The organism is Motilimonas sp. E26 (assembly GCF_021278025.1).
GTDB lineage: Bacteria > Pseudomonadota > Gammaproteobacteria > Enterobacterales > CBDFNC01 > Motilimonas.
This window is the reverse complement of record NZ_JAIBHJ010000009.1, coordinates 56929-77814: the sequence shown is the minus strand read 5'-3', so window position 1 is coordinate 77814 and position 20886 is coordinate 56929. Positions and strand designations below refer to the sequence as shown.

General features: G+C 43.0%; 20 protein-coding genes. 8 read left to right on the top strand and 12 right to left on the bottom strand.

Annotated elements, in window-relative coordinates; all coding sequences use genetic code 11:
• Nucleotides 1–45: 45 nt before the first annotated feature.
• The 5 genes from K1M91_RS09970 to K1M91_RS09950 all read right to left on the bottom strand — a co-directional run bounded on the left by K1M91_RS09970 (nt 46) and on the right by K1M91_RS09950 (nt 6366).
• On the bottom strand, nt 46–1332 hold the full coding sequence (locus K1M91_RS09970; protein WP_232801606.1) for a peptidoglycan DD-metalloendopeptidase family protein: 1287 nt from the start codon (nt 1330–1332) through the stop codon (nt 46–48).
• Nucleotides 1333–1721: 389 nt separating this feature from the next.
• Complete coding sequence (locus K1M91_RS09965) at nt 1722–3311, bottom strand: GGDEF domain-containing protein (protein WP_232801605.1); 1590 nt, start codon at nt 3309–3311, stop codon at nt 1722–1724.
• Nucleotides 3308–4768 (bottom strand): hypothetical protein, encoded by a 1461-nt coding sequence (locus K1M91_RS09960; protein WP_232801604.1) that lies wholly within the window; start codon nt 4766–4768, stop codon nt 3308–3310. The genes K1M91_RS09965 and K1M91_RS09960 overlap by 4 nt, the downstream gene beginning before the upstream one ends.
• A gap of 322 nt (nt 4769–5090) precedes the next feature.
• The gene (locus K1M91_RS09955; protein WP_232801603.1) at nt 5091–5852 is read right to left on the bottom strand and encodes a hypothetical protein; all 762 of its coding nucleotides are present in this window, start codon (nt 5850–5852) and stop codon (nt 5091–5093) included.
• 25 nt (nt 5853–5877) lie between these two features.
• Nucleotides 5878–6366, bottom strand: a complete 489-nt coding sequence (locus K1M91_RS09950; RefSeq protein ID WP_232801602.1) for a GNAT family N-acetyltransferase — start codon at nt 6364–6366, stop codon at nt 5878–5880.
• Between the two features lie 170 nt (nt 6367–6536).
• Between K1M91_RS09950 and rlmA the strand changes: the two genes are divergently transcribed.
• Nucleotides 6537–7355 carry a 23S rRNA (guanine(745)-N(1))-methyltransferase gene (gene rlmA, locus K1M91_RS09945; RefSeq protein ID WP_232801601.1) on the top strand — a complete coding sequence of 273 codons (819 nt, stop codon included), beginning with the start codon at nt 6537–6539 and terminating at the stop codon, nt 7353–7355.
• Nucleotides 7356–7385: 30 nt separating this feature from the next.
• Here rlmA and K1M91_RS09940 read toward each other — a convergent pair whose 3' ends face one another.
• Nucleotides 7386–8345 carry a hypothetical protein gene (locus tag K1M91_RS09940; protein WP_232801600.1) on the bottom strand — a complete coding sequence of 320 codons (960 nt, stop codon included), beginning with the start codon at nt 8343–8345 and terminating at the stop codon, nt 7386–7388.
• A 421-nt stretch (nt 8346–8766) separates the two neighbouring features.
• On the opposite strand from K1M91_RS09940, the gene K1M91_RS09935 reads away from it, so the two are divergent.
• The 3 genes from K1M91_RS09935 to K1M91_RS09925 all read left to right on the top strand — a co-directional run bounded on the left by K1M91_RS09935 (nt 8767) and on the right by K1M91_RS09925 (nt 10293).
• Nucleotides 8767–9336: a cytochrome b gene (locus K1M91_RS09935; protein WP_232801599.1), complete on the top strand. Its 570-nt coding sequence runs from the start codon at nt 8767–8769 to the stop codon at nt 9334–9336.
• Complete coding sequence (locus K1M91_RS09930; RefSeq protein WP_232801598.1) at nt 9336–9914, top strand: YceI family protein; 579 nt, start codon at nt 9336–9338, stop codon at nt 9912–9914. The genes K1M91_RS09935 and K1M91_RS09930 overlap by 1 nt, the downstream gene beginning before the upstream one ends.
• A 124-nt stretch (nt 9915–10038) precedes the next feature.
• Entirely contained in the window at nt 10039–10293 is a 255-nt protein-coding gene (locus tag K1M91_RS09925; protein WP_232801597.1) for a DUF1289 domain-containing protein, read from the top strand.
• Nucleotides 10294–10300: 7 nt separating this feature from the next.
• On the opposite strand, the gene K1M91_RS09920 is transcribed toward K1M91_RS09925, so the two are convergent.
• Together K1M91_RS09920 and K1M91_RS09915 are read right to left on the bottom strand one after the other, a co-directional pair.
• Nucleotides 10301–10816 (bottom strand): L,D-transpeptidase family protein, encoded by a 516-nt coding sequence (locus K1M91_RS09920; protein ID WP_232801596.1) that lies wholly within the window; start codon nt 10814–10816, stop codon nt 10301–10303.
• Nucleotides 10779–12632, bottom strand: a complete 1854-nt coding sequence (locus tag K1M91_RS09915) for a permease (protein ID WP_232801595.1) — start codon at nt 12630–12632, stop codon at nt 10779–10781. Before K1M91_RS09915 ends, K1M91_RS09920 begins: the two co-directional genes overlap by 38 nt.
• Nucleotides 12633–13099: 467 nt before the next feature.
• Between K1M91_RS09915 and K1M91_RS09910 the strand changes: the two genes are divergently transcribed.
• The 4 genes from K1M91_RS09910 (at nt 13100) to K1M91_RS09895 (ending at nt 16463) form a co-directional block, all read left to right on the top strand.
• Nucleotides 13100–13654, top strand: a complete 555-nt coding sequence (locus K1M91_RS09910) for a PepSY domain-containing protein (RefSeq protein ID WP_232801594.1) — start codon at nt 13100–13102, stop codon at nt 13652–13654.
• Nucleotides 13655–13678: 24 nt separating this feature from the next.
• On the top strand, nt 13679–14356 hold the full coding sequence (locus tag K1M91_RS09905; protein WP_232801593.1) for a response regulator transcription factor: 678 nt from the start codon (nt 13679–13681) through the stop codon (nt 14354–14356).
• Nucleotides 14337–15722: a HAMP domain-containing sensor histidine kinase gene (locus K1M91_RS09900; protein ID WP_232801592.1), complete on the top strand. Its 1386-nt coding sequence runs from the start codon at nt 14337–14339 to the stop codon at nt 15720–15722. The genes K1M91_RS09905 and K1M91_RS09900 overlap by 20 nt, the downstream gene beginning before the upstream one ends.
• Before the next feature lie 159 nt (nt 15723–15881).
• A complete protein-coding gene (locus tag K1M91_RS09895) occupies nt 15882–16463 on the top strand; it encodes a TetR/AcrR family transcriptional regulator (protein ID WP_232801591.1) in 582 nt (193 codons plus the stop codon).
• A gap of 12 nt (nt 16464–16475) precedes the next feature.
• Here K1M91_RS09895 and K1M91_RS21395 read toward each other — a convergent pair whose 3' ends face one another.
• From K1M91_RS21395 to hemN, 4 genes are all read right to left on the bottom strand, one after another.
• On the bottom strand, nt 16476–16937 hold the full coding sequence (locus tag K1M91_RS21395) for a DUF4357 domain-containing protein (RefSeq protein ID WP_232801590.1): 462 nt from the start codon (nt 16935–16937) through the stop codon (nt 16476–16478).
• Between the two features lie 228 nt (nt 16938–17165).
• Nucleotides 17166–18122 (bottom strand): type I pantothenate kinase, encoded by a 957-nt coding sequence (gene coaA / locus K1M91_RS09885; protein WP_232801589.1) that lies wholly within the window; start codon nt 18120–18122, stop codon nt 17166–17168.
• A 62-nt stretch (nt 18123–18184) separates the two neighbouring features.
• Complete coding sequence (locus tag K1M91_RS09880) at nt 18185–19375, bottom strand: sugar efflux transporter (protein WP_232801588.1); 1191 nt, start codon at nt 19373–19375, stop codon at nt 18185–18187.
• Nucleotides 19376–19528: 153 nt separating this feature from the next.
• Nucleotides 19529–20869 (bottom strand): oxygen-independent coproporphyrinogen III oxidase, encoded by a 1341-nt coding sequence (gene hemN / locus K1M91_RS09875; protein ID WP_232801669.1) that lies wholly within the window; start codon nt 20867–20869, stop codon nt 19529–19531.
• Nucleotides 20870–20886 lie beyond the last annotated feature (17 nt).

Here is a 20886-nt window from a genome sequence, read left to right as displayed (position 1 = left end):
CTTACCAGCGACAATTAGATGCCACCTCAGGCACTCAAAGGTATTTTAAGCGCCCATTTTTTTCTTCATTGCAGCGACATTACGTTTGAAGTCTTGCAATCTCTTGTTCGTCATTTCTGTCGCGAAAGGCAGTTTTACATTCAATGGGTTAACTTGACGACCGTTGATATGAAACTCGAAATGCAAGTGTGCTCCCGTTGAGCGTCCTGTATTCCCCGTTTTCGCTACCATTTGTCCCATCGAAACACGCTCACCTTTACGCACTAAAATTTTGCTTAAGTGTAGGTAGCGAGTGGTGTATTTACGGCCATGCTTCAATACTAGGTATTTTCCGGCAAAGGGGTGGTTTTCAACCCGTTCAACCACACCGTCACCAATAGAGTAAACTGGCGTGCCAATAGGTGTCGCCCAGTCCGTGCCATAGTGCGGACGAATTTTACCCGTCACCGGATGCTTACGTTTTAAGTTAAAATGCGAGCTCAAGCGAAACTTACCATTGAGAGGACTTTTACGATAAGCCTTATTTAAACCACTACCGGCCTGATCATAATAGTTGCCATCATCATGTAAAAAAGCACTATAAGTGGTATTACGGCTCTTAATTATTACACCTAATACTTCATCTTGGTAAAACTCTCCTTTCACACGTTGCTCGTTAACCAATACGTAATATTTGTCGCCCGCGCGCAAGTTTCTAAACTTAAGTCGGTTTTCAAGTAATTTTGCAATGTGAGTAATACTGCTCATGCTGAGAGAATTTTTATTCGCACTAATATTAAATGAACCATGAATATCACCCGCAATCACCCGTTCAGACCATTCACCAGGGTCAGTAAATAGCTCGGCACTGAAACCATCCTCGGTCGCGGTAAAAGTCAGCTTGTTAGCAATGTCGATACCAAGATCTAACTTAGATAAACGGCCTTTTGCATCCAAGGTAATGTTGAGGGTTTGCCCTGGCATCACATTACCTAAACGCAGATCTTTTTCATCCGCCACTAACAATTCAGGTAATGCACTATAAACATTTAGCTCACTTAAATATTTGCCGACCGTATCGCCCGGTTGTAGCGTAACAAAATGCTCTGACACGCCAGACATATCAGGGAATTCAGCATGGGCTTTTATTACTTCATTAGGATCTTGCGCAACCATGTCCGTTTGTTGCTTTAATATACGGTCCATATCGAGCTCAAGAGGTCTAACGACACCATCAGCCTTGGGTGGCGCATCGCCACTTGGCCAAGCAATAAACACAGCAACAAAGATAACAACCACTATGAAAATGGCCATCAAATGAAATCGGGGCAGTCGAGATAGAATAGAAGGCATGCTCATCAATGTTATAGAGTAACAAAAACGAGCAGTTTATAAGAATTTTCATTCAGAATATAGCGTAATGTAACAACAAGGTGCTAAGTGCTGTGAAAAATAAAACTAACCTTAGCCCAGCAATGTCTCCGAATATTAGCCTATGCTTAATACTTCGATTGTTAAAAAACTCAATAAAGACAAAGCAGTATATTTGCATTCATTACAAACAATGAGTTACCCGCGGCTTTTCCGATGTTTTTAGCTGTTATTAGCGAGTTGAACCGAAATCAAGTAATGATTATAAAGTACTGGAGAGAGCGGATTTTTTATTCGTTTAATCACTCAACCCTTTGCATCCTTTTGTCATATGGGGCCCACCCTTCTGCGGTCCCATTTTTTTTACCTACTCAATTTTTTGGTTGTTTACCAAAGGTAACGCGGTTACGACCATCGTGTTTTGATTGGTATAACGCTTTATCAGCACGCTCAAATGCCACATCAACCGTCTCTTGCTCACTTTTTATGGCAATGCCTATACTTATCGTCATTTTCCTATCCAGCATGATGTTTTGCCAATGATACAGCTCTACTTGATTACGGATCCTATCGGCTGTACTTACAACTTTGTCGGCTTCTGTTTCCGTCAATAGAATAACGAATTCTTCTCCACCGTAGCGAGCAACAAAATCACCTGAGCGTACGCTTTGTTGCAGAATAAGCGCTAATTCTTGCAAGACGGTATCACCGACTTGATGGCTAAACTTATCGTTAACCGATTTAAAATGATCCGCGTCTGCGACTAAGATCGCGTAAGCACCTTTTCGCTCGCTAAAAGTAACATCCAACCAACGACGATTGTATAATCGCGTTAACGGGTCAATATAAACGTCTTTTTCAAGCTGACTCACCACCTCTTGCTGGCTTAAGGCTTGGTTTTTCAACGCCGCGTTTTCTAAACGTGTTTTCTCAAAATCCAGTTTCGGTTCCCAACGTTTAAAACGGCGTAAACAATGTAATCCTAGTTCACTAACCGGCACCTTACTTAACAGCTCTATGGCAATAGCATGAGCCTGTTTTTCACAGGTAAGCGCTTGTTGATATTCACCATTTTCATCATAAGCGAGGCTTAAGGCTTCATATAATTCGCATTTAAGCATCGGCAAACTCAAATCACCGATATCAATTAACGTTTGCTTAAGCAATAAGATGGCTTCATTTGCTCGTCCAATCAAGCTATAACAAAGCCCTAGCTCAAGCGAAATTTTATTACTAATCCATTTGAGTTTGTGTCGGTCACTGGAAGTTTTGGCTTTCTCTAGTAAATTTATTGCGATATCGACTTGCCCCATGCCACGACAAATTTGGCTGTGGTAAACAAATAGTTCCGCCATATATGCATCCGCAAATTGGCCATCTAACAACGCTTGGGTTTCACACTCAGTCAGCAACTGACGCGCATCTTCATACAAAGTAAGCGCAATCAAACATGATACTTCACATAGGTTAATTCTTAGTTTTAACTGTTTTGATTGAATGCCCTCATAATGATCTCTGCCCTTATTATAAAATTGTAAAGCGCGCTGATGATCACTCACTACTTCAAGTAACTGAGCAACGCCGATCAAGCCTTCCACAAAATGATCAATATCGCCCATGTTTGCTGCTTCAGCAGACATGGCCAGCCAAGTATTCATAGCGTCTTCAAAGCGAATATCATCGGCATAGCGCTGAGCTAAATGATTCTGTACCACCAGCAGCTCGCCCTGTTCTACAGAATTGATTAGCTTGGCTTGTGCGGTTTCCAATAGGTGAATAGCTGTTTCAATTTTTCCAGAGCCATAGTAAATGTCCGATAAAGTCCGTAGCCCTAATGAACTCTTTTTCGCATCGTCGGCGTTTTCATCTATATATTGCTGACAAAGCGCGATGGCTCTAGCCTTATCACCCTCTGCCAATGCTTGGCTAGCTTGGCTGAGCGCGCTCATTGAACAAGTCATTGCTCACCCCCTTGTGTTGATGCGGCCAAGCTCAGAAAATCAGATACATTAAACATAGTAACAGTGGCAGCAACTTCAGCTTTGACAGTTCGCCACCAAGGGTATGCAACAAGCAATTGCTCGATATGCAGGCGTAACGACTCTCGCTCAGACAAATTGGCAGCCATTAAAAGCGCAATGCTTTGCATGCCCCAAATCACCCCTCGATCCGTTTCTTGTAACAAACTATGCAACAAAGGCACAGCATGATCACACTGTTGCTCACTGGCAAATTCGATCTCAAACACCACTAAATCAGGCTCATCCAATCGAGTTCGACAACTAAATAGCCAAGCGCCACGTTGCCGCATTTGCGGGTAGTGTTGAATTTGACTAACAAAGTCCCCGACATTCATTCTCTTTATTAGCTGCTTCGAGCGCAGATCTAGTTGACCCCTTGAAGACAGAAACTCATCACTGCCTTTTGACAGCGACTGCTCTCTAATTAAATTAAGATCATAACGTCGATAATCTCGGTAATGTTGTAAGGCTTCTTTATCTTGGCCCAAGCGTCGACAAATCTCAGTACGTTCCAGACAAATCTGAGACAGTAATTCACCTTGGTCAAAACCTTGCGCTAGCCGCTCAGCAGCTTCCAGATAATCATTAGCTTGACTAAGCTGGCCTTGTTTTTTCGCCACCCTCGCACTTGAAACAGAGGCATGGGCAGACATCCAAGCCAAATTATTTTCTGTCGCGATTTGTAAAGCTTGCTTAATTTCGCTTCCTGCTTCCTCTGGATGACCAGAATAAAGTAAAGCTAACCCCCTAAAGTCATGTATTTCTGCATGCCATGTTTGATCGGGGCAATCTGCTAAAAATTCATTACAGCGCGCTAAAATTGGTAGCATTTCGACATATTTTTTCTGCAAAAACAAAGACCATGCCAGCAATATAGAAGATTTTCCCGCAATCCATTTATAGTCTCGTAAAATGGAAGCATCGAGGGCAAATTGTAAAGCAGATTCGGATTGGGCCAAATTTCCCGTAATACGCCACACATTGCCCAAGCCAATTAACGCTTCCAGCTGTAACTCAAATTCATTATGTAAAATCGACTTTTCTAGCGCTTGATTCCAATAGTGTTGCGCCGAGCGATAGCGCGCTAGCCCCCAATTTAAGGTAGCAATTCGGTGCTGCAGTTGAGTTAAAAACTGAAACTCTAACTCTGGTGTGAGAAGTGATTCGACACGGCTACAAACCCTTAGCCCAGCCTGATAATCCATAGTATGCCAATATACTTCAGCCATTTTTAGTAAGACCGCGACATAGCCCTGATCGTCTCGGGTTTGGCGCATATCTTCAACTAATGAAACAACTCGAGCTAGCGCATCCTTAGGGCTTTCACTTATTAAGCTATCAATAATAGCCAACTCAACCTTAATGTGTTTTTGTAATTCTTGTAAAATGATAGACATAATTACCCCGAATAAAACCCTAGGGTCTGTTGAACTTTGCTGGTTAATTTTTGTTCGAGATAAAAGCGTTTTGAGCAAGGCGAGCAGTGTGTAGCTTAGCATTCTAAGTAAATACTGCTCAACGATGGACAAAACGCTTTTAGCCGAATCCGTAGGACAGCGTTTGTTGGCCATTTCTACTACGTTAGCGCCTTTTCGCATAGTTCACTATGCCACAAAGGTGCTGGCCACAACGAACGTTTTGTATAAATACCCAACAATTCGCTGCAAAAACAATCACGAAGATCAACAGACCCTAGTTACTTCTTGTTAGCTTAGTAAATCATTGAGGAATATCATTAAGCTCTATCACCTTATTATAAGGTTCACCTTCTAATAAGGCTTGGTAAATAGTCGCTGAACGGCCCTTTCCGGCCCACCATTTACGTTGTTCCTCAGTTGGGCAAGCTAGTGATGTGCCAACTAATCGCTGAATGTTATGGCCCGAAAAAGCAGACAAGTTACTGTAATAGAGACTGAGTATGGCGTCATAAATGTTCATTTGTTGCTGCTGAGAAAACCGTTTAGCCAGCTGCCAAAACGTTTGTTGTGGCGCTCTCGTTATCTGACATTTAGTATTCGTCGACACCACTGGCGCTGCTGAAGGGGGGCTATCTGTACTCGTTTGCTCGGTCAAATTGGCAAGCAAAATCGGCCTAATCACTCGGTAAGCCTTTAGCTGATAACGCTGTGTATCAAAAGCTAAAGTAGGATGGAATACCTCGAACATATACTGATTAGTACGACGTTGCTGCAACCAAGTCACCTTACCTGATGCACTCTCGACTAACGCAAACATCATTTCCATTGCTAGGTTTTCATCGCCAACGAAATTAATTCTGGCGACAAAAGGAGACGACCGAACAACTTTCTGTAAACTAACAAACCCGTCCCCCTCAACTTGCGCAGGGGTCGCTTGATCTGGATCGCCCACAGGCATAAATTCGCTGTATTTAGCTTGCGCCAACAAGCTAACGAAACTAAAACTAACTATCAGTAATAACACAACTAAACGTAACAATTGAATATCCTTATTCTTCATCATACGTAAACGCTGCCTAGCTTAGCATTTAGGGCTCGATATCGGTTTTATATAAGGCTAGGCCGCGCGCTTGATAATTTTTCAATGCTCCAGGATGGTCTGAATCGCAAGTGTGGACCCATACTCTTTGCGCCTGCCAAGCCCAAGCCTGAGCAATCGCCTCACTGAGTAGATAACCACCTATGCCTTTACCAATAAATCGTGGTGAAAGGCCAAAATATCGAATTTCAACGTCTTCCTCCTCTTTATGCAACTCAAAATATCCCGCAGGAGCGCCCGAATAATATAAAACCCAAGTTCTTAACTGGCCCGACTCAACATGTTTGCGCCAATCGGAGTCACTCCAGTTTAACTTATCAGTCCACTGCCATGCGGCCCCGACTAGCTGGTATAAAAAACGATTGTATTGATATTCTGCGACCTCTACCTCAACTAAATTTAAAGGTAAGTCAGCAGGAGCTGGCTTTGATTTCAGCTCATCAGGATGTAAGGATTCTAAATACCAAATAGTTGCCATAAAACAGCCTAGCAAGTGAGAAAGTAAAGTCTAATCATAACATTATTGCTCGTTCAGTCACTCCTTTATACTGCCTTTCTGGCCCTCAACGTAGTGCCTAGCAACAATAGGAACCACTGGCTTAAGGGGCAAAAATCTTTATAATATGCCGATTTAACTAGGTCAATTTAATGCTCTTTATTTGCCCGTTATGCCAAGCTCCCCTTTCTCGCGAACATAGCAGCGCACGTTGCCCGCAAAATCACTGTTTTGATTTTGCCAAAGAAGGGTATTTAAATTTATTACCGGTGCAGAAAAAGAATTCCATTGACCCTGGCGACAATAAAGCAATGATGCAGGCACGTCGTGATTTCTTAAATAACGGTTTCTACCAACCTTTAGCAAAGCAAGTAGCAGACTTAATCAATCAGCAAAGCGCCGCCCAGCAAGAGAATATTCAGGCCCTCGATCTGGGCTGTGGTGAGGGATATTACAGCCAATATTTCGCCGTAAACGCGAATCCCAATATAAATTGGCATGGTCTGGATATATCAAAAACTGCGATCCGCTATGCCGCCAAACGCGCTAAATCGATTCAATTTTGCATCGCCAGTGCCTTTGACTTGCCTTTTGCCGCGCAGCAATTTGACTGCATTACTCGTATTTATGCTCCATCTGATGCCAATGAATTACAACGAGTATTAAAAAATGACGGCTGTATTATCAGTGTCAGTCCAGGACCAAGGCATTTATTCCAGTTAAAGCAAGCTATTTACGATACACCAAAGCCTCACCGTGAGGCGCCATCAGAAATAGAAGGGTTTATAGTAGTAGAGCAAGTTCAACTAACCTACCCCGTGACATTAACGCAAAGCCAAGACATCGCTAATTTGCTAGAAATGACGCCTTTTGCTTACAAGTTAACGGCAACGCAAAAGCAACAACTGAGCAGTCAACCGCTCATGTTGGACTTAGACTTTAAAATAGAAGTGTTTAAAAAGCAGATTTAAGCCTTTCAAATTGATGATTCACTACCTCAACTAAAAACTGGGTTGCTGTGAAAAGCCGCGCCTAGCCAGGGATGCAAGTTTATCATCCCATAACCAAATATTGTCAGGGGTTAAATGAACCCCACCAACCCAATAATCCAGCTCGATGATATCTAATAAGTGGCGACGACCCGTTAACACCTGCTCACCTAACTCAGTGATACTAACCGGACATTCCCAACTTGGTTTAGGCCAATGAATGACTCTGGCCGCATTTAAAGACAATAAACGTTGAAAGAATACTGTATCAGCCATAAATCGCCTTGCTTCTTCAACTTGATAAAGTCTAAACAGCTCTTTTGGATCCGAACAACCTTGCTGAATATTTTTTAAGGCTATTTGTTGCGCCAAGCCCAAGCCATTAAAGGTAGAAGGGTATTCTTGTAGCAAGCGCCTTACTGCACCACTAAGGTAAGGCAGTGCACTGGTGTCTAAATTTAACAAAGAAGATAACAATTTAGGGTTTTCTTGGGTAAACACCTGCCAACCATAACTGGCAACATCTAACATTTGATAACATAAGGGCTGCTCTTCATTGAGCAAACAAACCAGCTCGGTCGCGGAGCATTCTGATAAATACTTATCAACACAGATAACGCTGATCTCAACGGTTAGCTGTGGCTGCTTGTTAAACCAATCTAAAATCTGCAACATTTGCAGTTGATCGTATAGATCAAACTCAAACCAAAGAATGATTTTTTTGTAATAGTTAAGGCGCTGTAATTGTTGATCACGGGTCCGGAAACTACTGAGCACCTGGTCATAATCTCCCCACCCCATTTGCGCTATATACTCGGCTCGTACGCCTGATAAGGCTTCAAGAGAAAGACCATGAGGAACCGGCCCCTCATGTAATAAATCACGCCAAGGCAGATAATCACCGATAATGCCAGCTTGTCGCATTGCATCAACTGCGCAATCACCATTAGTAATGTTTAAAGTCCTAGACATAAATTCCTCTTACCGTTATCTCGCATATCAAAGATAGCAGCTAAATCTGCTTTTCTACCTTTAATTGAGAATCATTTTTTGCAAAAAAAATTGATTATGGTCTGTTTATTATCAGTACGTAAGCTCGGCTGATGATAAAAGCACTTTATTCATACTAGCCCCCTCATATAGCCAATCAACTTGAAGATGCATGTTTCAGAGCGCCACCGTGTTTTCAATACTAGGCACGCTAATGCAAGAATGTAGGCACCTTTTAAATTAGCATAACAAGGTAGTGGAAACACGGTGGCGTTCCCAAAGGGCCTTAATAAACATCCTATTTTTTAGAACCTTTCACTCCAAATATTCTGCTTTTGTTCTAAAACAATTTCAGCCATGATATAAATTAGAATCGTTATTATTTGATAAATGGAACAAGCCGTTGTTAAAGAACTCAACTCAAGGTTATGGATGGGTGACGATCATCATTCACTGGCTAGTTGCGTTAGCTGTGTTCAGCTTATTCGCATTGGGCTACTGGATGGTTGATCTAAGTTACTACTCTGACTGGTATCAAACCGCACCTATGTTGCACAAAAGTTTTGGTATCTGCTTATTCGCGTTAATGGTATTTCGTATTATTTGGCGTCTAACTAACCCCAAACCCAAAGGCTTATCCAATCATCAAACTTGGGAAAAAACCATCGCTAAACTAGGCCACTTTGCTTTATACGCCATATTGTTTGTGCTGATGATTTCTGGTTATCTTATCTCCACCGCAGACGGGCGCGCTATTTCTGTGTTTGGTTGGTTCGATGTACCCGCACTACTATCGGGTTTACCCCAGCAGGAAGAAATAGCTGGTGATATACATGAAATTTTAGCTTGGAGCCTACTCGTACTCAGCGCAGGCCACGCACTGGCGGCTTTAAAGCACCACTTTATTGATAAAGACTCTACCCTCAGCCGGATGTTAAAGCCGGTGAACTCTACAGAAACAAGGAAACAATAATGAAAAAACATCTTACTGCTGCCATCTTATCGGCTGGTTTATTTGCTGCTGCAACGCCGGCATTAGCCGCAGACTATGCGATCGACACCCGTGGTGCCCATGCTTCGGTCAACTTTAAAGTAAATCACTTAGGCTACAGTTGGGTAGTGGGTCGTTTTGACACTTTCTCGGGTGACTTTAGCTATGACCAAGAAAACCCAAGCGCGGCTAAGATTGCAGTAACAATCGACACGAAGAGCGTAAACTCTAACCACGCTGAGCGTGACAAGCATATCCGCGGTAAAGATTTCTTAGAAGTGGACAAATTCCCAGAAGCTAAGTTTGTCAGCACCAAGTTTGACTCAACAGATGGTCAAACCGGTAAACTACATGGCCAATTTACACTGCGCGGTGTAACCAAAGACATAGTAATTGACGTAACTAAAGTTGGCGAAGGTAAAGACCCATGGGGCGGTTACCGCGCTGGCTTTGAAGGGGCCACCACTATCACGATGAAAGACTACGGCATCCCAATGGACTTAGGGCCACAATCAGCAACGGTTGAGCTTGAGTTTCATATCGAAGGTATTAAAAAATAATTCAGTGATTACCTGAATTTACCTAGCATTAAATGATATGAGGTGCCCTTTGTCGGCACCTTTTTTGTATTGCAAAACACATTAAATCGTTCATATTTTCAGCAAACACTGCTATCTTCAGAGCATGGAACAGTTAGAATTTTTTCAAATACAAAGCCCTTGTCGCGGGATCTGCCAAACAGATAACCGCGGCTATTGCATGGGCTGCATGCGCAGTCGTGAAGAAAGATTTGGTTGGCTACAATTAAGCCCAACTGAGCAGCGAAATATAATTCGGTTATGCCGTCAAAGAATGATAAGAAAAATCAGAGCTGAGCGAGCATTGGCCGCTGAGAATAAAAGTGGTGAACAAATGCCACCACAGGGAGAGCTGTTTTAAAAAACCGTTATGGTCTGATTTCAATTTCGGTACCATCAGGCACTAATTGCCAAATTTCTGCCATGTGATCATTCAGTACCGCAATACAGCCATCGGTCCAATCCCGACCTTTATATTCATCCTCAAGGTGTCCCTTACCATTGGGTAAGCCATGAATAAAAATGGCGCCACCAGGTTCATAACCCTTCTGGTTGGCATAAGCCAAATCTTTTTCGTTCGGGTAGTTGATATGGATTGAGCGAAAGAAGTTACTTTCCGGATTGCGGTAATCTAACGTATAGCGTCCCTCTGGAGTACGTTTATCCCCTTCCCATTTTTTATGGCCTTCGGGACGTTTCCCAAGAGAGATATCGTATTTTTGTAAAATCCGACCATTATCCAATAAATATAAAGTGCGCGCGCTTTTTATCACCAGCACCTTATCAACCTTGCTGGCCAGTGACAAAGGCGAAAATAGGCTTAACGCGATTGCAACAACGATAAATTTAATGATGGTGGTGTTCATGGTGATGGGCATGCTCATGTTGGTGTTTTTTTAATAAACTAGCAGGTATTAACTCAGCTAGAAAAGCTCTTGCGCCGCGCTTAAATAAAGACACAGCAAACAACACGCATATTACCGCCAAACTAATATATTCCAACCAATCCTGCGCCCAACTGTGATCATGCTCTAACCAAGGCAACACGGTTACTTCTGCATATTGATTCAACACCCAGCCGGCCATAAAAGCAAAAGCCGCAATGGACCCAAACAAGGTAATCGCCACACGCTTGCCTTGTAGTTTTTCAATGAAGCTAAACAGCGACAAATTAATCGTCGGGCCTACTAATAACAACGCAAGCACCGCTCCCGGTGACACGCCCATCAACAATAAAACGGCGGCAACAGGTGTTAGCCCAGTGGCACATAAATGCATCGGTAAGGCCAAAACAATAACCAGCAAAATTTGCAACCATAAGTGCTCAGCGAACATCTGCCATCCCGGCGTTGGCGCCAATGTTGCTGCTACAATCCAACCCACAATAATCCAAGGAGCCGTGTGATCAATTAAGTGTTCATAACTGTGTTTTATCGCCCCTAACAAGCGAGAGCCTTGGGCTTGATTCACTTCCATAACAGCTTGAGAATGAGACATGTCTTCCTGCTTTTGCAGCCAACGTCCCACCAACACGCCAATAATCAGGATCAACAACAGTGCCAACACCAACCGGAGCATTACCCATTGCGAGCCCAACAATGGCCAAGAAAGTAATAACGCATCAAAACTCAGAATGGGCGCGGCGATTAAAAAAGACAAAGCAAAAATTTGACTAGAGCCTTGCGCCTGTAAATTCTGATACATCCGCGCTGCATCCGGTACACAAATAGGCACAGACAAACCTAAAAAAGCCCCTTTTATGCTGTCAGTCGAGCCCGGATGACGATTAAGCTGGGTTAACCATCGGGCTGGCATGCGCAAATAGTTGAGTAAATAAGTAATGGCATAAGCCAGTAATAAGGCGGGTGAGCTATGTAATGCCAAACTGATAAACCGCTGTAACGCCAGCGCTGTCTCATGACCATGGCCACTCAGGCTTTCACCTTGCCACATTTGGGCACGATCCCAAATAGAGTCCATATGCACATGATTGTGTGCCACATAACCGAGCCAATGAGGAAGTAGCACCGCCGCTAAACACAACAAACCAAATAAGGTTCCTAAGCCAGCCATACGCTTTTCCAGCACTTCGTCCATCGCTTTGTTTTTGTCTTGATAGGGGCGATGAAATACCACATGTAAAATCGACCCTGTGACCAACGCTTGGAACCATGCCAGCCATTCATTACTCATATGCGGAATAACCTGACTGCCAAAATAGCTTCCCGCTAACGTAGCCAAAGACATTGCTGTTAACACCGCAATCGGCAACATACGACCATACTGTGGCCGTAATAACCACCACACCGTCAACCCAACAGGCAAACGGTGCAAAATAACCCCTAGCGCCAATAACCAAGCGGTATGAGACTCATCAACCACCAACGCTCCGCCATCGGTCACCGCATGTAGCACTAATCCGCCTACACCAAAAAGTAAGGTGTAGTTATGGGCTTGATTAGCAATACCATGGAAATATTTTTCGACCAAGCCTGGGCCAAATAGACCCAAGGCAACAAAAACAAATGAAACCAAACCACCGTGATATAAGGCTTCTGGTAAAATATGAAACAGCACTAAGCCACTAATAGTGACAAAAATAAACGCATCTAATAGCGAAAACCAACCCTTACGTTGCTGTATAGATTGACAAATAAATGGCCCCATAAATAAGGCAATAATACTTAAGATCACTAACATGGATGCATAGCTCTAAAAATTGGAACGTAATAATATAACAAATAGCGCTAGGATGACTGCTTTTTCTATCAAATTAAACTGGTTTTTTTGTATAACTCAACCAGTTTTAAAGGCTTGTTTGGACAAGGCAGACCTCTAATAGTTTTTCAGCGACAGTGACGCTTTCTTGTACGAATATCTGCCTCATTGAAGCAGCAGTTATTAAACACTCATATATTCGTCCAGCTGGTTTGAATATATGCCCAAGCAACTTCAAGATGCTTGTTCAGCGAGAGTATATTTGGGTATATACCTAATCAATCTGGAGATGCATGAAACATGCACCTTCAAGTTGACTGGGTATATTGAACTCTGTGAAAAAGCCCCCATATCTTTAGATGAAATATGATTAATATAACGCATAGCCAAGCTTTATTCATTTTTAGCTACAATGACAGATAGTTAGCCATTACCAAGAGAGCAAGACAATGAAACACAATCTTCTTGCAGCATGTTTACTCGGCCCAGCATTATTGCTTAGCGCTGGAGCCCTTGCTGAATCTCACGAAAGCGAAGCGGTCGCACAATTGATAGAACAACGTCATCAACAAGGCCCTAAGCAAATTCTAGAAAAAGTGACCGAGCAATACAGCGGCGTCATCACCAACTTTGAACTTGACGATCAACAAGGTGTTTTAGTTTATCAAGTAGAAGTGATCGATCTCGCCAATAACGTGAAGCGCCACTTGGTATATGATGCTCAAACCACTTTATTCATCAGTGGTAAAGAAACGGCTATGACAGGTTGGTTTAATGACAACAAAAACATTACTGCCATTGAAGAAATTCAAGAAACAGGCTTTTCTATGATAAAAGCACTGGAAATAGTGCAATCGCAGCATCCAGGCTTTCTTGTTGATGCCGAGCTAGAGAACAAAAAGGGCATCAATTTATTTGAAATTGAGTTAGCCACGCCAGAAGGCAAACAAAACTGGTTAGTTGATATTTCAACCCAAGATCTCATCCCAGTTTACCGTAAATAAGCGATCTGCACTCCAAGGACCTAAATGAAAATCCTCACCGTAGAAGACGACATAACTACCTTAGAATACATCCAAAAAGGCTTCCAAGAACAAGGTCATACAGTTGATACCGCCATTGAAGGTCCCGATGGCTTATTTTTAGCAACAACACAAGAGTATGATTTAATTGTACTTGATCGCATGCTGCCAAAAATGGATGGACTTAAGCTTCTGTCAGCCTTACGTGCCACAGGCGATCAAACCCCGGTTATATTTTTAAGTGCCTTAAGCCATGTTGATGAGCGCATAAAAGGGTTAAAAGCCGGCAGTGATGATTACCTAACTAAACCTTTTTCTTTTCAAGAGCTATTAGTTCGCGCTGAAATCTTGATGCAACGCAAGCAACATCAGCCACAACAAATTACTGAGTTAAGTATTGAAGACCTAGTGATGGATTTAGTGGGTCACAAGGTCATGCGTGGTCAGCGTGAAGTAAAGCTGCAGCCGAAAGAGTTTCAGCTACTGCGTTATTTACTCGAGCATCAAGATCAGGTGGTTTCACGCACCTTATTATTTGAATCGGTGTGGGATTACCACTTTGATCCAAAAACCAATGTGATCGACGTACATGTCGCCAAATTGCGTAAAAAGCTAGAAGAAGAAGGTGAAAGCCAACTGATCCATACGGTTCGCGGTGCTGGCTATGTTGTCCGAGCACCTTAGTATTTTTACTCGCACCTCTATTTGGCGCTTTACCTTAGCCTTTACCCTACTGGTGCTTTTTATCAGTGGCGGTATCTTGGCGATGGTTTATCACTTTTCCATTGCTGGACAGCAAAGAGAGCAAAATCAAAGGTTAACATTAGCTGCAGAGGGTTTTATTTCCCTCGCAAATGCTAACAGCATGACCACACAAAGCTTTATTCAATCGGTAGTGGAGCGTGCTTCACAAACCAATAATATGGTACTCGCCTTAAGGCGCAACAACCAAGTATTTGGCAACCTTAACCACTTGCCGCAAAATATTCCCCACTACCCTGCGGTTTTACACTTTCCCATTCTTGCCACCAATTACTTAGGTGAAATGGAATTAAAGAAAGTAATGGCCACGCGATTAAAAACCCCCTTTGGCACCTTACTGGTTGGCCTGATAGATGATAGCCAAGATGCGCTAGATCAAAGCTTTAGCACCGCTAGTTTAAGCGCCCTTGGCGCGGGGATGATCTTTACCTTAGTGGTTGGTTTTATCTTTAACTCACGCGTGTTACACCGCGTAAGGCAAATCAACCGCTTAACCGCAGAGGTAAAAGCAGGCCGCTTACAAGCACGCTTGCCTATCAGCGATGAGTCCGATGAATTTGATCATATCGCCATGCAAATCAACCAAATGCTTGATGAAATAGACGAACTTATTGGTTCGGTATCGAGTGTGACCGATAACATTGCCCATGATTTGCGCACCCCACTGTCGCGCCTTCGGATCCGTGTCGAAGATAGCCTTAGCCAGCAATCGTTAACGGACGAAGACTTAGAGTGGCGCAATTTATTACTGCAAGAGCTTGATCACATTATGGATACCTTTAATGCCATGTTAGAGCTGTCGCGATTAGAGAAAGGCGTCTCAGGCACCGAACATAAAACCTGTAATTTAGCCTCGATATGCCAAGATGTACAAGATTTGATCCAACCTATTGCTGAAGATAAAGAGCAAAAAATCACCCTGACAGTCCACGACACTTGCCAGCTCACTGGTGATCCTAATTTATTGTTTAGGGCGATTTATAACCTCGTCGACAACGCCGTTAAGTATGGTCCCGACGGAACTCAAGTCGACGTAACGATTGCGAGTAACGGCATTACCATAGCGGATAATGGCAACGGCATCCCTGAAGAAGAATTTGATCGGGTATTTAGACGCTTATACCGCTTAGACAAGAGCCGTAACAGTAGCGGTTTTGGCATGGGGTTATCAATTGTAAAAGCCATTGTTAGCTTGCACCAAGGCCAAATCCATTTAAGTGACAATCAGCCGGGCCTAAAAATTGATATCATCTTCCCCCCTGAAGTACTGCTTTCGCAAACAAGCTAAGCGGCCCCTGCCATCGCAGTTAATCAAAATGTAAACTGCAAAGCCTTATTGAAAAAAGCGCACGAACGCACTATTACTTAACAATCATTGCTTAACAATCATTACGTAATTTTAGCCACCAAAAAATACGCGTTCAACTAAGTCAACTGAGGGGCATAGATGAAAAAAGGCACGGTCACTCGAATGGCCATTTTGCGCACTGCGCTAGATCTTGCCAGTCAACAAGGCCTTAATTGCTTGACCATAGGCAATCTAGCCAAAGCCCGCGGCATGTCAAAAAGCGGGGTTTATGCCCACTTTCAATCAAAACAAAAACTGCAACTCGATCTGCTGCAATATGCACAACTGGTGTTTAATGAACGGGTGATAAGACCGACAAGACACTTAGAGCACCCTATCGAGCGCTTAATCAGTATTTGTGAGCACTGGTACCAATGGAACCATAGATTCAGTGGCGGCTGTTTCTTTATTGGTGCTGTGGTTGGGTTTGATGATATCGGCGGGGCAATAGAAAACGAGCTAAAAATACAACAGCAAACTTGGGGCGATCACCTTAAGCAATGCGCTCAGCAGGCAATTAACCTCGGCTTATTTAAACCAGACCTTGATTTAGATTACTTTGTTTATCAAATAAATAGCCTGTATCTTGGTGTTTGCTGGTTTGATTGGCTGGCGCCAGAGACGGCAAAAGCCCATTACCAGCGCGCACTCGCAGAGCTGCTCCAAAGCTATAAACAATAATGCCCTAAGAGCCTACTTCTTACCGTAGCCAGATTGCTTTAATGTTTTGCCCTGGCTATTAACCCAAGCATCTAACCCACTGCGCGCGTTACCGGCAATAAAGCAAGCCGCCATACTGGGGCTAGTAAACTCTACTTCCTTATCAAACAATAACAACTCACCTTGTTGCACCACCGTGCCCTGAGCGAGCAGCTCATCACGTAATTTTTTAATAGCGGGTCGTAACGAGCCAACATTTGAAAAGTTAGCGGTAGAGCCACGTAACACGACAAAACTCGGCTTAGTCACAGGGCCTTTCGGGTAGCCATTGGCGAGGGCATCTTTACTTTGGAAGTGATAACTTTCTTGCTGTGCGGGTTTGAGGGTTTTTATTTCTTGCTTTAAGGTAATCAGCTCATTGTACAAATCAATCGGAATAACAACAGCTTGACGCACGCCATTGGCATCAACCAAAAACTGAACTGAATTACTCACAGCAACCTTCCTTGCAGTCTAAAACAATAACCGTTGTGACACGGCAAAATATCGCCATTAAACGCGCAGTATATCTTGCTGACGTTTACTTTTTAATGACAATTGAGTCCAATATTACAGCAAGAAAGGCTGCAAGCAGCAAGATAGCGAAAGAGGATAAAAGTCAAAACTGTGCGGTGATAAAAGCACTTTTTACAAGAATGGCGTCTAGCTCACGTTCAGCTTAGGCTATTTACGCAGCCAAATTTTCTCAACTTGATGCCCCTCACCTTTGGTCAAAATCAAGTTGGCGCGTTCACGAGTTGGACTAATATTTTCAACTAAGTTAACGCCATTGATCTCATCCCAAATCCGGCTCGCCGTTTTGCTGGCTTCCGACTCAGAAAGGTTAGAATAATGATGGAAATATGCATTGGGGTCGGTAAAAGCACCGCTTCTAAATTTCAGAAAACGCTGTATATACCAATCTTTCAACTGCTTTTGTTCAGCATGTACAAACAGTGAAAAGTCAACAAAATCAGATACAAATACGCGGTGTAGCTGGTCAGGATAATCCATGCCGCTTTGCAACACGTTAAGTCCTTCTAAAATCAAAATATCGGGTTGTTCAACTACTTGATATTCACCCGGAACAATGTCGTATTGTAAATGGGAATAAACCGGCGCTGTCACCTTCGGCTGACCAGATTTAATGTCAGACACAAACTTAACTAAACTGCGAATATCATAACTGGCAGGAAAGCCTTTTTTCGCCATCAAGCCACGCTGCTCTAACTCTTGGTTTGAGTGCAAGAAACCATCAGTGGTGACCAACGCAACTTTAGGATGATCACTCCAACACGATAACAAAGCCTGCAAAATACGTGCAGTGGTACTTTTCCCAACGGCCACGCTACCGGCAATACCAATAATATAGGGCACGTGGAAATCGGTTACGCCAAGAAATTGCCCCTGTACCGTGCTGCGCTTTTGTCTCGCTTCAACATACAAGTTGAGTAATCGCGATAAAGGTAAATAAATATCCACTACTTCTTGCAGTGAAATATCTTCATTTATCCCTTTCAGCTTAGCCAAGTCTTGCTCAGACAAAGTCAGTGGAACGTTATCTCGCAACTCAGCCCAGCTTTGGCGGGTAAACTCTAAATAAGCAGAGTGAACGAGATCCTTGTTGTCTAGAATTGGCATGGCATATTTCCTGTCAGGCGAGGGCGCAACATACAATAGACTGTATATCGATCACAAGGTGTTTAAACATGCCTAACCCTTAATACAGTGAAAAACGCCAGCAAGGTTAACAAGGTACAAGCTATAAAAACAGAGTAGAACCCAAAACTATCAGCAATAAAACCCGCCATCACACCACTTAAAACACCACCTGTTTTAATAGAATTAGCATAAAGTGTGGTTACTTGGCCGATTTTATCTGGCTTTAGATCTTGAAAATAAGAAATTCCAAGCGCGGAAGTAACGCCGACAAAAATGCCGTTAAAACACTGTAAGGCGATAAATCCCCATAAGCTTTCATTTAGCAAAATGCCAATATAAAAAGCCGTGCCCGCCAACACCGAGCAACAAATTAGCTTATGCTTGCCAAAACGTAATGCATAGGTTCCCGCCATCAACATAACTGGAATTTCAAGTAGCGCCGCACCACCCATCATCATGCCTGCTAACTCAGGCGCCAACTGTAACTCTTTAGCGATATAAAGCGGCATACTAATTAAGTACATGTTGTTTGCGGCATACATGAATACAAAAGAAGCCGATAACAACAGCAAGTCTTTATCACGCCATAAACTTATTTTTTTATCGCTTGCATGGCTACTAGGGGGCACAGGCTCAAGGCTCGGTAAACGAGCTAACACCACCAATGTCAACAAGACATACATCAAGGCGGCGAGTAAGAATAGGAAACGAAAACCAAAACCATCGGCAATAAAAAAAGCTAAAGGCGGACCCGCTACCCAAGCTAGGGCTATTTGCGCTCTTAATACTGAGCTAAATTTTTCGGCATTTTGTTTGCGGCGATCGAGAATTTCTCGCGCTAAAGCAAACATTTGTGGCAGTGCGGCCGAAGAGGTGCTCATAAATAACATCGCACTGGCAAGCAACACATAATAGTCACGACTAAAAGCAAAAATGGAAAAGCCGATCACCCCCATTAAGTTACATATGAGGATCAGCTTTTTCCGGTCTATACCACTATCAGACCAGTATGCAATACCTTGGCTTACTAACACACCAGAAATAGCCAGCGCTGCAAAAAAGCCACCGAGCAACGCCGGACGCACGCCAACTTCATCGTTCATAAACAGACTCATGGTCGGAATAGTGAATGAGCCAGCCACCCCGACGACAAAGCAACTAAACAATAAAGCCAATGAAACAGAATCAATTTGGTTATTAGGAAAAAGCGAACGGCAGTATTTTTTAATCACAATTGCGCTCAATGAGAAAATGATAGCGAGGGAACAATTTTACGGCTTTGCCTATAAAAGTGCACGAAAGCATTGCTTTGTTTGATAAAAATAAGAGCCAGAAAACTGGCTCTGAAACATGCATCTTCAAGTTGATTGGGTATAGTCTACAGATTAGATAACACGAGAAAATTGTTGCTGACGAGCACGCTGACGTAAATAAAGGTCAAAACACATGCAAATATTGCGGATCAGCAACATCCCTTTAGCCTCAACCTTTATCGCGGCATCAGTCACCGACACTAAATGGTCCTCAATAAAAGGCGTGAGTAACCTAATATCATCAGCAAAATACTGTTTGAAATCGATAGCAAATTCTTGCTCAATACTGGCAAACGACAAACTAAAATTACATATCAATTGTTTGATCACCGCGCGACGAATTAAATCATCTTGGCTCAGGGCAACCCCTTTCCATTGTGCCTGCTGCTGTTCATCAAGTTGCTGATAATAAGCCTTTAAGTCTTTTTGATTTTGTGAGTAACAGTCGCCCACTTGGCTGATTGATGAAACGCCTAATCCCAATAAATCAGCATTGCCTTGGGTGGTATAACCTTGAAAGTTACGATGCAAGACACCCGACTTTTGTGCTTGAGCAAGCTCATCATCAGGCTTGGCAAAGTGGTCCATGCCAATAAAAACATAACCTTGCCCTGTTAGGTATTCGATGGTGTATTGCAAAATATCCAGCTTTTCTTGCGCGCTAGGCATGTCAGCTTCTTTTAACTTACGCTGCGCCGCAAAACGACTCGGCAAGTGAGCATAATTAAAGGTGGTCAGGCGCGCAGGCTCAATTTCCATCACTTTAGTTAATGTGCGCGCAAAGCTCTCTTTGGTTTGATAAGGCAAACCATAAATCAAATCTAAATTGGTTGAGCGAAAGCCATTCGCTTTGGCACGTTCGAGCAACTGAAAAATAAAGCCTTCGTCTTGCTCACGGTTTACGGCTTGCTGTACTTTTTTATCAAAGTCTTGAATACCTAAACTCAGGCGATTAAAGCCTTGTTGCGCTAACAGATCAATGGTGGTCAACTCAATTTCGCGAGGATCAACTTCAATACTCATTTCGGCGTCAGGCAAAAAGGTAAATTCACTACGCAATATTGCCATCAATCGTTTAATTTGTGCTGGGTTTAAAAACGTTGGCGTACCGCCCCCCCAGTGTAGCTGACTGATCTTTCTATCTTTAAAGTACTGAGCTTGAAAACGAATTTCTTTTTCAAGATAGTCTAAGTATTGATCGGCCTTATGTTGGTGACGTGTAATGACCTTGTTGCAACCACAGTAGTAGCAAAGCTTATGGCAAAACGGGATATGCACATACAAGGATAAGTGGCGTGTAGGATAGCGCTGCGCCGCGAGTAATAAATCATCATGGCTAAATGCTTCATCAAACTCGAGCGCTGTTGGGTATGAGGTGTACCTCGGACCGCTATAGTTATATTTCTCGATGATCCCTTGATCCCAAACCA

Bases quoted from the DNA above. Each gene is read 5' to 3' on its own strand.
- K1M91_RS09970 (WP_232801606.1), bottom strand. From the start codon at position 1,332: ATGCCTTCTATTCTATCTCGACTGCCCCGATTTCATTTGATGGCCATT.
- K1M91_RS09965 (WP_232801605.1), bottom strand. From the start codon at position 3,311: ATGACTTGTTCAATGAGCGCGCTCAGCCAAGCTAGCCAAGCATTGGCA.
- K1M91_RS09960 (WP_232801604.1), bottom strand. From the start codon at position 4,768: ATGTCTATCATTTTACAAGAATTACAAAAACACATTAAGGTTGAGTTG.
- K1M91_RS09955 (WP_232801603.1), bottom strand. From the start codon at position 5,852: ATGATGAAGAATAAGGATATTCAATTGTTACGTTTAGTTGTGTTATTA.
- K1M91_RS09950 (WP_232801602.1), bottom strand. From the start codon at position 6,366: ATGGCAACTATTTGGTATTTAGAATCCTTACATCCTGATGAGCTGAAA.
- rlmA (WP_232801601.1), top strand. From the start codon at position 6,537: ATGCTCTTTATTTGCCCGTTATGCCAAGCTCCCCTTTCTCGCGAACAT.
- K1M91_RS09940 (WP_232801600.1), bottom strand. From the start codon at position 8,345: ATGTCTAGGACTTTAAACATTACTAATGGTGATTGCGCAGTTGATGCA.
- K1M91_RS09930 (WP_232801598.1), top strand. From the start codon at position 9,336: ATGAAAAAACATCTTACTGCTGCCATCTTATCGGCTGGTTTATTTGCT.
- K1M91_RS09925 (WP_232801597.1), top strand. From the start codon at position 10,039: ATGGAACAGTTAGAATTTTTTCAAATACAAAGCCCTTGTCGCGGGATC.
- K1M91_RS09920 (WP_232801596.1), bottom strand. From the start codon at position 10,816: ATGAGCATGCCCATCACCATGAACACCACCATCATTAAATTTATCGTT.
- K1M91_RS09915 (WP_232801595.1), bottom strand. From the start codon at position 12,632: ATGTTAGTGATCTTAAGTATTATTGCCTTATTTATGGGGCCATTTATT.
- K1M91_RS09910 (WP_232801594.1), top strand. From the start codon at position 13,100: ATGAAACACAATCTTCTTGCAGCATGTTTACTCGGCCCAGCATTATTG.
- K1M91_RS09905 (WP_232801593.1), top strand. From the start codon at position 13,679: ATGAAAATCCTCACCGTAGAAGACGACATAACTACCTTAGAATACATC.
- K1M91_RS09900 (WP_232801592.1), top strand. From the start codon at position 14,337: ATGTTGTCCGAGCACCTTAGTATTTTTACTCGCACCTCTATTTGGCGC.
- K1M91_RS09895 (WP_232801591.1), top strand. From the start codon at position 15,882: ATGAAAAAAGGCACGGTCACTCGAATGGCCATTTTGCGCACTGCGCTA.
- coaA (WP_232801589.1), bottom strand. From the start codon at position 18,122: ATGCCAATTCTAGACAACAAGGATCTCGTTCACTCTGCTTATTTAGAG.